Below are 12,678 nucleotides of genomic sequence, written 5' to 3'. Positions count from 1 at the left end.
TACGGTTCAACCGATCAAGCCGGACAGGCGCTCCCAGAGACCGAAAGACGTTAGATCGTTGAATGTCACCAGCATCATCATGGCCAGAAGCATCGCCAGGCCCGACCGATAGGCCCATTCCTGCACCTTCGCACTGACCGGTTTGCGCTGAACCGCTTCCAATCCATAAAATAGTAGATGCCCGCCATCCAGCATCGGAATTGGCAAGAGATTGATGAACCCCAAGTTAATCGAGATGAGCGCCATGAAGAAGATGAAGCTCTCCACGCCCAGCGTCGCAGCTTGCCCCGACACTTCCGCAATCTTGAGCGGACCGCCCAGTTCCTTCACCGACCGACCGCCGCCCAATATCTGGCCCAGCGTTTCGACCATCGTGCGGATGATCTGTCCCGTGCGTTCAATCGCCACTACCGGCGCGCGCCACAGGCTGACCGGTTCGATCACCGGATCGCCCGGCGCGATGCCCAGCCGACCGATTTTGAAACTATTGCCGAAGCCGTCGCTTTCCTCGACCGCGCCGATCCGTCCTTGTCGCTCCAGCCGCTCGCCACCGCGTTTCACCTGGATCGACACCGGCTCGCCGGGGCGGATCTGCGCATAGAGGCGGATGTCGTCAAAAGTCGCCATGTCCCGCCCGTTGATCGCGACGATGCGGTCGCCCGCAACGATACCGGCCGCCGCAGCCGCGCTGCCCGCCTGCACCTGTCCCGCGACGGCAGGCGTCCGGCTTTCGCCATGGATGAAGGCGAAGCTGCCCAGGATGACGATGGCGAACAGGAAATTGATGAGCGGACCAGCGGCGACAATTGCCGCACGCTGCCACAAGGGCTTGGCGGGAAAGCTTTCCGCCCGATCCGCCGCGGACATTTCCAGCCAGGCCGGGTCGGTCTGGCTGGCCGCGTTCATGTCGCCCTTGAACCGCACATAACCGCCCAACGGCAGCGCGCCGATGCGCCAGCGCGTACCGCGCCTGTCCACCCATGCGGCGATTTCCGGGCCAAAGCCGATCGAAAAAGCCTCCGCCTTCACCCCGCACCAGCGTCCAACCAGATAGTGGCCCAGCTCATGCACGAAGACGAGCGGGCCGATGACTGCGACAAAGGCAAGGACGGTCAGCAGGAAGCCCGGATTCTGGATCAAGCAGTCAATCTTTCCATCACTTGGCCCGCCATGGTTCGTGCGCGCGCATCAACTTCCAGCACGTCTTCGATCCGGCAGGGCGCAGGCGCGCTATAGCGGTTCAGGACATCCTCCACAATCATGGCGATATCAAGGAACCCGATATCGCCTTTCAGGAAGGCGGCGACTGCGACTTCGTTGGCGGCGTTCAATATGGCGGGTGCCGCGCCGCCCTCCCCAGCCACCTGCCGGGCCAGGCGAAGCGCCGGGAATCGCTCTTCGTCCGGTGCCTCGAAATCCAGCCGTCCCGCACGTGCCAGGTCCAGCGGCTTGCATGGCGTCGTCATCCGTTCCGGCCAGGCCAGCGCGCTGGCGATCGGAATGCGCATGTCGGGCGATCCCAGCTGTGCCAAGGTCGAACGGTCGCGATATTCGACCATCGAATGGATGATCGATTGCGGATGCACCAATATCTCGATCCGGTCGAGCCCGATGGGAAACAGGTGGGCCGCCTCGATCAGTTCCAGGCCCTTGTTCATCATCGTGGCGCTATCAACGCTGATCTTCGCGCCCATCGACCAGTTGGGATGCGCCACCGCCTGCGCCGGGGTGATGCCGCGCATCTCTTCCCGCGTGAATGTGCGGAAAGGGCCACCGCTGGCGGTCAGTGTGATCCTTGCGACATCTTCCAAACGACTGCCAGCAAGGCATTGGAATATGGCGTTATGTTCACTGTCCACCGGCAACAGGGTCGCGCCTGACCGAGCCGCCTGATCCATCATCAGCGCACCCGCCGACACCAGCGATTCCTTGTTGGCGAGCGCCACGGTCCCACCCGCCTGCAGCGCCGCCATGGTCGGTCGCAAGCCAGCGCAGCCGACAATCGCCGCCATGCTCCAGTCCGCGCCAGCCTGCGCCGCGTCAACCAGCGCATCTTCGCCGGCGGCAGCGTCGACCCCTGACCCTTGCAACGCATCCTTGAGCGCCGAATAAAGCCGTTCGTCGCCGATCACAGCGATCCGCGCGCCACATTCACGGGCAGCGGCGGCAAGGCCATCCACATCGCTAAATGCGGTCAGCGCTACCACTTCAAAGGATTCAGGTTCGCGCCTGACCAGATCGAGGGTCGATGTGCCTACCGAACCCGTGGCACCGAAGATCGAAATCCTGCGCATCACGGCATCACCAACAGCAGATAGAGGAGCGCGGCCAGCGGAGCCACTGCCACCACGCCATCCAGCCGATCCAGAACCCCGCCATGTCCGGGCAGCAGAGTGCCGCTATCCTTCACCCCTGCCCTGCGCTTCATCGCGCTTTCCAACAGGTCGCCCAATTGCGCGGCGACCGCCAGCAGACCACTCGCCGCAGCAAGCTGGATCGGCAAATTGCCAAAGCGGTGCAGCAGGAACCCAACGACCAGCGCCGCCAGCACGCCGCCGCCCAGCCCCGCCCAGGTCTTGGACGGGCTGATCCGGGGGGCCAGCCTCGGCCCGCCGATTGCCCGCCCGGCGAAATAAGCACCGATGTCGGTCGCCCACACCAGCGCGAGCGCCCAGAATGCCAGCATCAGGCCATAGATGTCAGGCGTCTGTTCACGCAGATACAGCAGCGCCATCACCGGCAGGCAGACATAGATGATACCAAGCGCCAAACGGGCCGATCGCGTCACCAGCATCACGAAGAAGAAGGCCGCGGCCATTGACGTGAAAGCGATCCACGAAACACCCGCCGCAATCGGACATAGCAGCGCCAGCGGCACCGAAACGGCGAACATCGCCAGTTTGCGATGCTCTGCCGAAGCGCCGGTCAACCCGCCCCATTCGCCCTGCATCAGCACGCCCGCCACGACCAGTAACAGCCAGAATGGCAGCCCGCCCAGATAGAGGCCGCCTGACGCCAGCAGAATGAGCAGGATGCCGACGATGGTGCGGAGGCGAAGCTCGTTCGACATGACGTTCACAAGCCGCCGAACCGGCGGTCCCTCATGCGAAACGCGTCGAGCGCCTCCGCCAGCGCGCGCCCGTCGAAATCAGGCCACAGCGTGTCGGTGAAATAAAGTTCGGCATAGGCGGCCTGCCAAAGCATGAAATTGCTCAGCCGCTGCTCACCCGATGTGCGGATGAGCAGGTCAAGCGGTGGCAGCGTTGCCGTGTCGAGATGCGCGTCAATGTCGTCGGCACCGATCTGCGCCGCGCTCATCTCACCCGCGCTCACCCGGCTGGCCAGGCTTTGCACGGCGCGGACCAGTTCATCCTGAGCGCCATAATTCAGCGCAATGGCAACAATCGGGCCGCTATTTCCCGCCGTCCGGGCAACCGCCCCTTCGATCAGGTCGACCAGCGACGGGTCGAGCGCCTTGTAATTGCCGATGATCCGCAACCGGATGCCATTAGCGTCAAATTCGTCCAGGTCGGATTGAATGAAATGCCGCAACAGCCCCATCAGGTCCGCAACTTCTGGGGCGGGCCGTTTCCAGTTTTCCGACGAAAAGGCGTAGAGCGTCAGGCATTCCAGCTTAAGGTCCAGCGCCGCGCGCGCAACCCGGCGCACCGCCTCTACCCCGGCCCGGTGTCCGGCGATCCGGGGCAGGAACCGCTTCTTCGCCCACCGGCCATTGCCGTCCATGATGATGGCAACGTGGCGCGCGCCATGGGTCGGCGCGCTATGTCGAATATCGGGCTTGGCTTGGCTGGCCATCAGGGGTGCGGATGCGCAATGGGCACAGGCGGAAGGACCCCGGCTCAGTGGCCGAGAATTTCCTTTTCCTTGACGGCCACAGTGGAATCGATGTCGGCGATGGCGCTGTCCGTCAGCTTCTGCACCTCGGTTTCCAGGCGCTTGCGCTCGTCCTCGCTGATTTCGCCCTTCTTTTCATCAGTCTTCAGGCCGTCCATCCCGTCGCGGCGGACATTGCGGACGGCGACCCGCGCGCCTTCGGCATATTTGCTGGCAAGCTTGGCCAGTTCCTTGCGGCGTTCCTCGGTCAGGTCGGGGATGGGCAGGCGCAGCGTCTGCCCATCGACGATCGGGTTCAGGCCCAGACCTGCGGAACGGATGGCCTTATCAGCGGGGCCGACATTGCTCTTGTCCCAAACCTGCACCGACAACATGCGCGGCTCAGGCGCGGAAACGGTCGCGATCTGGGTGAGGGGCATGTGCGCACCATATACTTCGACCGTCACCGGGTCGAGCAGCTGGATATTGGCGCGGCCAGTGCGCAGGCCAGCCAGATCGCCCTTCAGCGATTCGAGGGCGCCGTGCATGCGGCGTTCGAGATCGGCTTTGTCATATTGGGCCATGTTTTCAGCGCTCCTGATTTTGCACGATCGTCGCGACCCCGTCACCGGCCAGCACCTTTGCCAGGTTACCGGTTTCGCGGATGTTGAACACGACGATGGGAATATTATTTTCACGGCAGAGCGCAATGGCGCTCGCGTCCATGACCTTCAGATTATCGTTCAGCACCCTGTCAAAGCTGATCTGTTCATAACGCGCCGCGTCCGGCACCTTCTTGGGGTCGGCATTATAGATGCCGTCCACGCTGGTGCCCTTGAACAGGGCGTCGCAATTCATTTCCGCCGCGCGCAACGCCGCGGTCGTGTCCGTCGTGAAGAAGGGGCTGCCCGTGCCAGCCGCGAAGATGACGATGCGGCCCTTTTCCATGTGTCGCGTGGCCTTGCGCCGGATATAGGGTTCGCACACCGACGCCATCGGAATCGCCGACTGGACCCGCGTGTCATAGCCGATCTTTTCCAGCGCATTCTGCACGGCCAGCGCATTCATGACGGTGGCCAGCATGCCCATATAATCGGCGCTCGCCCGGTCGAACCCCTTGGCCGCGCCCGCCAGCCCACGGAAAATATTGCCGCCGCCCACGACCACGCAAATTTCGAATCCCGCATCCTTGGCCGCCGCGATTTCGGACGCGACGCGGTTCACGGTTTCCGGTTCGATGCCGTACTGCCCCTGCCCCATCAGCACTTCGCCCGAGAGTTTCAGCAATATGCGCTTGAAGGGCGGACGAGTCATGCGGCGGAATTATCCATTATATTTGGGCAAGGAAATGGCGCGCACCTTAGGCAGCACGCGCCATGATGTGAAGCGGGGTTTTTGAGGCCCTGCACTTCCTTAGCGTCTGGCCCGGACTTGTCGAGAAGCGCAAGCCTCCCGACATCGTCCGAACCAACCGCCCTGTCAGATAGAGCGTCGGCTGCGGCGGGCGATCAAACGCCCGCTGCGGCAGCGACTTCGGCGGCGAAGTCGCTCGTTTCCTTCTCGATGCCTTCCCCGAGCTGGAAACGGACATAGTTTTTCAGCGTGATCGACGCGCCAGCTTCCTTCGCTGCCTTGGCAACGACGTCGGCAACCGGGGTCTTGTTGTCCATCACGAACAGCTGCGAAAGCAGGGCCTGCTCCTTGGCGAACTTCGCCACGGCGCCGTCAACCATCTTGGCGACGATCTCAGCGGGCTTGCCCGATTCGGCGGCCTTTTCCGCGGCGATGGCGCGCTCACGCTCCAGCAGCGCCGGGTCGATGTCAGCAGCCGAAAGCGCCAGCGGGAACGCAGCGGCGATGTGCATCGCAATCTGCTTGCCCAGCGGTTCCAGCACGTCGGCAGGCGCGTCGCCTTCCAGCGCGACCAGAACGCCGATCTTGCCCAGGCCCGGAGCAGCAGCATTGTGGACGTAGGGAACGACCACGCCCTGGCTCACTTCGACCTGGCCGACGCGACGCAGGGCCTGGTTCTCACCGATGGTGGCGATGTTCGACACCAGCTTTTCGGACACGGTGCCGCCAGCCGGATGTGCCTGCGCCGACAGCGCTTCGGCATCGTTGACGCCGCTGTCCAGCGCCACCTGTGCGACGGTGCGGACGAAATCCTGGAACTGGTCGTTCTTGGCAACGAAGTCGGTTTCGCTGTTCACTTCAACGGCAACGCCCTTGGTGCCGGCGACGGCGACGCCGACCAGGCCTTCAGCCGCGGTGCGGCTCGACTTCTTTTGAGCAGCGGCCAGCCCCTTGGCGCGCAGCCAATCGACTGCTGCTTCCATGTCGCCATTGGCTTCGGCGAGCGCCTTCTTGCAGTCCATCATGCCCGCGCCCGAACGGTCGCGCAGTTCCTTGACGGCGGCAGCGGTAATTTCAGCCATGCTTCGGCTCCTAATGTTCGATGTTTCAAATAAACGGCAGGGCGCGTCTCCGAAGAGCGCGCCCTGGCCTGTCATTCCTGCAGTCGTGCGACGCCCTCAGGCTTCGGCGACGACTTCTTCAGCCAGCGGTTCGTCGAGCGCGCCCAGGTCGACACCTGAAGCCTGCTGCGCACCACGGTTGCCCTTGGTGGCTGCGGCGGCGATGGCGTCGCAATAGAGGCGGATGGCGCGACTGGCGTCATCGTTCGCCGGAACCGGGAAGGCGATGCCATCAGGCGACACGTTCGAATCGAGGATCGCAACGACTGGAATACCCAGCGTGTTGGCTTCCTTGATCGCCAGTTCTTCCTTATTGGCGTCGATCACGAACATGACATCGGGGATGCCGTTCATGTCGCGAATGCCGCCCAGCGAAAGCTCCAGCTTCTCGCGCTCGCGGGTCATCTGAAGGACTTCCTTCTTGGTGAAGCCGTGGGTATCGCCCGACAGCTTTTCCTCAAGGGTCTTCAGACGCTTGATCGAACCCGAAATGGTCTTCCAGTTGGTGAGCATGCCGCCCAGCCAGCGATGGTTGACGAAATGCTGGCCCGACTTGCGAGCGGCTTCAGCGATCGGGTCCTGCGCCTGGCGCTTGGTGCCGACGAACAGCACCTTGCCACCGGCAGCGACGGTTGCCGACACGAAGTCGAGCGCGCGACCGAACAGCGGCACGGTCTGCGAAAGGTCAAGGATGTGGATGCCGTTGCGATCGCCGAAGATATACGGCTTCATGCGCGGGTTCCAGCGGTGGGTCTGGTGGCCGAAATGGGCGCCAGCCTCGATCAATTGGTGCATGGTGACGACAGGAGCCGCCATAATATTTCTCCTTCCGGTTGTGCCTCTGGGAATCAGGAACTGGGGCGTCACGCCGTCAGCACCGGATATGTGCGATTCCCATGTGGAATGGCGCGGCCCATAGCGCGCGGTGTTGGTCGATGCAAGGGGTTGACTTGCGGCAACAACGTGAACATATAGAGAACATTCGGAACCAAGCGCGCTTCAGGCCCGTTTGCACCGGCAATTCGGAACACTCGTTCTGTCGCAAATGGAAAGTGAGCGCATCATGTTCACCGTTATTGCAGCCACCGTTTTCCTCGCAGCTTTCCTGCTGGCCGCAGGCACCATCGTCAGCATGTTCGCACTGTATCGGGACAAGATGGTGGCCGCGCTGCTGTTCGAACCCATCCCTCAGGAAGCGCCAGTCTACCGTTTGCGGATCAGCCGCCGCCGCGCCGCGCCGCGTGATCGGCTGGTCGTTCGGTCTTCCCCAAAATCCATGCTGGCCGCCTGACCGGCAACTCAGCCGGTTGTTTTTGCCGCCGCCTGCTGCTTGCGCACGCGAGCATAGGATATGACGCCGAACGGGATCGTCGCCACATAAACGACCGACAGGCACAGCAATGTCAGCCAGGGATCAGTGATCAGCAGCGCCGCGAGTAGTCCCGCAACGGCAATAGCCTCCAGCCGGATGCGCTTGCGCAGCCGCAACGCCGACCAGCTATAGGTCGCGATGTTGGAGATCATCAGGAAGGCGGTAAACGCCACCCATGGCGCCACCACATACCAGGCCCGGAATATCTCTTCGCCCGTGACCAGCCACAGATAGAGCGGAACAAAGGCAAGCCCCGCCCCTGCCGGTGCCGGAACGCCGGTCAAATATCCTGCCGACTTATGCGGCTGTTCATCCGCGTCGATATTCGCGTTGAATCGGGCCAGACGCAGCGCGCAGGACAGGGCGTGGGCCAGCGCGAAGATCCAACCGAATTTCGGCATGGCATGCAACGCCCACAGATACAGGATCAACGCTGGCGCAACGCCGAACGCGATCGAATCCGACAATGAATCAAGCTCGGCCCCGAACCGGCTTTCGCCCCGCAGCAGACGGGCGATCCTGCCGTCCAGCCCGTCCAGTATCCCCGCGATGATGATAAGCGTCACCGCCAGTTCCCACCGTCCCGCAATGGCGTAGCGCACGCCGGTCAGGCCGCAGCACAGCGCCATGGCGGTCACCGCGTTGGGCGCAACCATCCGCAGGGTGATGCCACGGCGCAGGCCGCGCGGAATGGGGCGACGCTGCCTCATTGCTGGATTCCCGAAATGACGCGCATGTCGCCAATCTGGCCCAGGATCGTTTCGCCAGCCACCGTCCGCTGCCCCAGCACCACGCGCGGCGCGGTTCCTTCGGGCAGGTAGACATCGACCCGGCTGCCAAAGCGGATGAGGCCGATGCGCTGTCCCGCCGCGATCATGTCGCCCGGCTTCACGAACGGTACGATCCGCCGCGCGACCAGCCCCGCAATCTGGGTAAAGCCAACGCGCACGCCATCATGCCGTTCGACCAATATATGCTGCCGTTCATTATCCTCACTCGCCTTGTCGAGATCGGCATTCACGAACTTGCCCGAAATATAGACGACGGATTTGACTGTCCCGCCGATCGGCGTGCGGTTGATGTGCACGTCGAACACACTCATGAAGATGGACACGCGTATCATCGGGCGGTCGCCCAGCCCGTCCGCTCCGGCCATTTCGCGCGGCGGCGGGACGCGCTGGATCAACGTTATCAGCCCATCGGCAGGTGCGATGATGGCGCGTTCATCCTGCGGCACCGCGCGCACCGGGTCGCGAAAAAATGCAAAGACCCAGATCGTCACCATGACCATCAACCAGCCGGGAATTTCCCAGCCGATCAGGAACAGCGCCAACGTGATCGCCGCGGCAATCAGGCCAAACTTCACGCCTTCGGGGTGAACCGACGGGAAGCGCCACTTCACATTGCCGCCCAGAGCGACGGTGATTTCGTCATTTTCCATGGCAACGTCTTTAGGGACAGTCACTTGCACTGACAACGGTCGATGCCTTTATGGACGCGGGTAAATATGCCGCTCCGCTGACCGCCATTGTCCGGTTGAACATTGCCGCCGCTTTCCGTAGGGCGTGTCGCAATTCCACCTGAACGAAGAAGGCGAAAGAGGCGCATGGCGAAGATCAAGGTCAAGAACCCGGTCGTAGAAATTGATGGCGACGAAATGACGCGGATCATCTGGCAGTGGATCCGTGAGCGCCTCATTCTCCCCTATCTCGACATCGACCTCAAATATTACGACCTCAGCGTCGAAAAGCGCGACGAAACCAACGACCAGATCACCATCGATTGCGCCAATGCGGTCAAGCAATATGGGGTCGGCGTGAAGTGCGCCACCATCACCCCCGACGAAGCGCGCGTCGAAGAATTCAGCCTGAAGGAAATGTGGAAGTCGCCCAACGGCACGATCCGCAACATCCTGGGCGGCGTCGTGTTCCGCGAACCCATCGTCATCAAGAATGTGCCCCGCCTGGTTCCCGGCTGGACCGACCCCATCGTCATCGGCCGTCACGCCTATGGCGATCAGTATCGCGCCACCGACTTCCTGGTCCCCGGCCCCGGCAAGCTGCGCATGGTGTGGGACGGCGCAAATGGTGAGAAGATCGAAAAGGACGTCTTCAACTTCCCCAGCGCCGGCGTCGCCATGGGCATGTACAATCTGGACGATTCGATCCGCGACTTCGCCCGCGCCAGCATGAACTATGCACTCAGCCGCGGCTGGCCGCTGTACCTGTCGACCAAGAACACCATCCTCAAGGCCTATGATGGCCGCTTCAAGGACCTGTTCCAGGAAGTGTTCGACAATGAATTTGCAGACCAGTTCAAGGCAGCAGGCACGGTCTACGAACATCGTCTGATCGACGACATGGTCGCATCCGCCCTCAAGTGGAGCGGCAAGTTCGTGTGGGCATGCAAAAATTATGACGGCGACGTTCAGTCCGACACCGTGGCGCAGGGCTTCGGCTCGCTCGGCCTCATGACCTCCGTGCTGCTTTCACCCGACGGCAAGACCGTCGAAGCCGAAGCGGCGCACGGCACCGTCACCCGCCACTATCGCCAGCACCAGCAGGGCAAGCAGACGTCGACCAACCCGATCGCGTCGATCTTTGCCTGGACCCAGGGCCTGTCCTATCGCGGCAAGTTCGACGGCACGCCGGAGGTCACGCGCTTCGCCGAAACGCTGGAACGGGTCTGCATTGAAACCGTCGAAAATGGCGCGATGACGAAGGATCTGGCGCTGCTGATCGGTCCCGATCAGGCCTGGATGACGACGGAGCAGTTCTTCGAAGCGATCCGATCGAACCTGGAAAAGGCCATGGAACAGTGGAACTGATCCGCTTTTCCTAGGTTCAATACGCTGACGGAACGAGGCGGCACCGCATCCCGGTGCCGCCTTTTTCTTGTTTGGGCATTTTCTTCCGCTCGCTCAAAACGAACGGGGGTCATCATGATCCAGAATGACTGTAGCGGGAGAAGACCGGATGACGACGACAGCCCGAAAACGCCTGGAGGTCCGGGCGGCTGTCCCCAGCGATGTCCGCGCGATCGTGCGGCTGATCGCGCGAGTGTATCCCGGCATGCCCAACTATTCCCCGGCGACGGTCCGGGGCCAGATCAACAATTTCCCCGACGGCTGCTTCATCGCACTCTACGATAATAAGGTCGTGGGCTATTGCGCGACCATGCGTGTCAGCAAGGGCATGGCCTTTTCCTTCCATGATTGGGAAGAGATCACGGCCAATGGCTTTGGCACGCGGCACAGCGCCGCGGGCGAATGGCTCTATGGCTATGAAATGGCGGTGGACCCAAAGCTGCGCGGCCTGCGCATCGGCCAGCGCCTTTATGATGAACGCAAGGAACTGGCTGAACAGTTGGACCTGCACGGCATCGTCATCGCCGGGCGCATGCCGGGCTATGCCCGCGCCCGCCGCCGCGTCGATGGTCCCGCTGACTATCTGGAAAAGGTCGTGCAGGGAAAGATGCGTGACCAGGTCATCAGCTTCCAGCTGAAAAACCAGTTCGAACCGCTGGGCGTGCTGGAAAATTATCTGCCCGAAGACAAACAGTCCGACGGGCATGCGGCCCATCTGGTGTGGCGCAATCCCTATGTCGATCCCGACGAAGCACCCGAAATGCGGGTCCCGCGCGGGGTCGAAAGCGTTCGCCTGGCCACCTGCCAGCTTCAGGCGCGCGCCGTTACGGACTTCGATGAATTTATTAGGAATATCGAATATTTCGTTGATGTTGCAGCAGATTATCGGTCAGACTTCATTGTCTTCCCCGAATTGTTCACCCTGCCCCTGCTGTCCTTCGAAACGAAAAAGCTTTCCCCGCTGGAGGCGATCGACAAGCTGACCGACTATACGCCGCGCCTGACGAAGGAGCTGACGCGGATGGCGCTGGAATATAATATCAACATCATCGGCGGGTCCCATCCAACTCGCGCCGAAGATGGCGACATCCAGAATATCGCCTATGTCGCCCTGCGCGACGGTTCGGTGCACACACAGGAAAAGATCCACCCCACGCCCAACGAAGCCTTTTGGTGGAACATCAAGGGCGGCGATTCGCTGGATGTGATCCAGACCGACTGTGGGCCGATTGGCGTCCTCATCTGTTATGACAGCGAGTTCCCCGAACTCGCCCGCCGCCTGGTCGATCAAGGGGCGCGCATCATCTTCGTCCCCTTCTGCACCGACAGCCGCCTTGGCTATATGCGCGTGCGTTACTGCGCGCAGGCGCGGGCGATCGAAAATCAATGCTATGTCGTCATGTCCGGCAATGTCGGCAACCTTCCCAATGTCGACAATATGGACATTCAATATGCCAAAAGCGCAATCCTGACGCCCTGCGACCTGCCCTTCGCGCGCGACGGCATCGCGGCGGAATCGACCGAAAATGTCGAAACCCTGACCATGGCTGACGTGAACCTGGCCGACCTCAGCTGGGCGCGCGCGGAAGGCACGGTGCGCAACCTGCGCGACCGCCGGTTCGACCTATATCATATCGATTGGGACAGCAGCCCCGACCACGCCCACGCGCCCAGCGGAGGCCCAGTCCCCGCCGGTGGTCACAATTCGCCGGGTGGCGGGTGATCGAGGGCCAGTTTGGATGATTATCCGCCATAGACGGGACTACTCCCGCCCTCCTCGACCGCCCTCATCGCCTCTCGGCGTCTGTGTCTGTTGAGGGCGATTGCGGTCCAGATTGACCCTACTAACAAAGAGTAGAACCACCAGATTGAAACGAGGCCTACCAGAGCCATGAAGGCGGGCCCATCGCCGCCGGTTTTTTCAACGGGCACCCCGACAGACAAATTTCCCAGATATTTGATAATAACTCCGCAGAGCCACCAACTCACGGTTGGCGTTGGAAGGAAGGCAATCACAAAGACAGCGGTCCCTCTAAAGTAGTTGAGCCTGGAACTAACCACCTCAGCCGCACAAAAGGATATCCCGCCGACCACTACCGGCAGAAGTAATGCGACAAGAAGTATCCACGCGA

13 protein-coding genes are annotated in these 12,678 nt (G+C 61.9%); 3 read left to right on the top strand and 10 right to left on the bottom strand.

Going from position 1 to position 12,678, the window contains the following annotated elements; translation table 11 throughout:
* Positions 1 to 6: 6 nt before the first annotated feature.
* The 8 genes from rseP to rpsB all read right to left on the bottom strand — a co-directional run bounded on the left by rseP (position 7) and on the right by rpsB (position 7,124).
* Positions 7 to 1,140: an RIP metalloprotease RseP gene (gene rseP, locus FHS54_RS05265; protein WP_167302792.1), complete on the bottom strand. Its 1,134-nt coding sequence runs from the start codon at positions 1,138 to 1,140 to the stop codon at positions 7 to 9.
* Positions 1,137 to 2,294, bottom strand: coding sequence for a 1-deoxy-D-xylulose-5-phosphate reductoisomerase (locus FHS54_RS05260; RefSeq protein ID WP_167303553.1), 1,158 nt, complete (start codon positions 2,292 to 2,294; stop codon positions 1,137 to 1,139). The genes rseP and FHS54_RS05260 overlap by 4 nt, the downstream gene beginning before the upstream one ends.
* A complete protein-coding gene (locus FHS54_RS05255; RefSeq protein WP_167302791.1) occupies positions 2,294 to 3,070 on the bottom strand; it encodes a phosphatidate cytidylyltransferase in 777 nt (258 codons plus the stop codon). Before FHS54_RS05255 ends, FHS54_RS05260 begins: the two co-directional genes overlap by 1 nt.
* A gap of 5 nt (positions 3,071 to 3,075) precedes the next feature.
* Positions 3,076 to 3,816 (bottom strand): polyprenyl diphosphate synthase, encoded by a 741-nt coding sequence (uppS, locus tag FHS54_RS05250; RefSeq protein WP_167302790.1) that lies wholly within the window; start codon positions 3,814 to 3,816, stop codon positions 3,076 to 3,078.
* 44 nt (positions 3,817 to 3,860) lie between these two features.
* A complete protein-coding gene (gene frr / locus FHS54_RS05245) occupies positions 3,861 to 4,418 on the bottom strand; it encodes a ribosome recycling factor (RefSeq protein ID WP_167302789.1) in 558 nt (185 codons plus the stop codon).
* 4 nt (positions 4,419 to 4,422) lie between these two features.
* Entirely contained in the window at positions 4,423 to 5,148 is a 726-nt protein-coding gene (gene pyrH / locus FHS54_RS05240; protein ID WP_167302788.1) for a UMP kinase, read from the bottom strand.
* 194 nt (positions 5,149 to 5,342) lie between these two features.
* The gene (gene tsf, locus FHS54_RS05235) at positions 5,343 to 6,269 is read right to left on the bottom strand and encodes a translation elongation factor Ts (protein ID WP_167302787.1); all 927 of its coding nucleotides are present in this window, start codon (positions 6,267 to 6,269) and stop codon (positions 5,343 to 5,345) included.
* Between the two features lie 96 nt (positions 6,270 to 6,365).
* Entirely contained in the window at positions 6,366 to 7,124 is a 759-nt protein-coding gene (rpsB, locus tag FHS54_RS05230; RefSeq protein ID WP_167302786.1) for a 30S ribosomal protein S2, read from the bottom strand.
* 247 nt (positions 7,125 to 7,371) lie between these two features.
* Here rpsB and FHS54_RS05225 point away from each other — a divergent pair, with 247 nt between their 5' ends.
* On the top strand, positions 7,372 to 7,599 hold the full coding sequence (locus tag FHS54_RS05225; protein ID WP_167302785.1) for a hypothetical protein: 228 nt from the start codon (positions 7,372 to 7,374) through the stop codon (positions 7,597 to 7,599).
* An 8-nt stretch (positions 7,600 to 7,607) separates the two neighbouring features.
* Here FHS54_RS05225 and FHS54_RS05220 read toward each other — a convergent pair whose 3' ends face one another.
* Together FHS54_RS05220 and FHS54_RS05215 are read right to left on the bottom strand one after the other, a co-directional pair.
* On the bottom strand, positions 7,608 to 8,390 hold the full coding sequence (locus tag FHS54_RS05220) for a CDP-alcohol phosphatidyltransferase family protein (RefSeq protein ID WP_167302784.1): 783 nt from the start codon (positions 8,388 to 8,390) through the stop codon (positions 7,608 to 7,610).
* Entirely contained in the window at positions 8,387 to 9,121 is a 735-nt protein-coding gene (locus tag FHS54_RS05215; protein WP_167302783.1) for a phosphatidylserine decarboxylase, read from the bottom strand. The genes FHS54_RS05220 and FHS54_RS05215 overlap by 4 nt, the downstream gene beginning before the upstream one ends.
* A 165-nt stretch (positions 9,122 to 9,286) precedes the next feature.
* On the opposite strand from FHS54_RS05215, the gene FHS54_RS05210 reads away from it, so the two are divergent.
* Complete coding sequence (locus tag FHS54_RS05210) at positions 9,287 to 10,507, top strand: NADP-dependent isocitrate dehydrogenase (protein WP_167302782.1); 1,221 nt, start codon at positions 9,287 to 9,289, stop codon at positions 10,505 to 10,507.
* A gap of 148 nt (positions 10,508 to 10,655) precedes the next feature.
* The gene (locus tag FHS54_RS05205) at positions 10,656 to 12,269 is read left to right on the top strand and encodes a bifunctional GNAT family N-acetyltransferase/carbon-nitrogen hydrolase family protein (RefSeq protein WP_167302781.1); all 1,614 of its coding nucleotides are present in this window, start codon (positions 10,656 to 10,658) and stop codon (positions 12,267 to 12,269) included.
* Positions 12,270 to 12,678 lie beyond the last annotated feature (409 nt).

This window comes from Sphingobium vermicomposti, assembly GCF_011762025.1.
In the GTDB taxonomy this organism is placed as follows: Bacteria; Pseudomonadota; Alphaproteobacteria; order Sphingomonadales; family Sphingomonadaceae; genus Sphingobium; species Sphingobium vermicomposti.
Note: the sequence above shows the minus strand (reverse complement) of the source record. Positions and strands in the feature narration are given on the sequence as shown.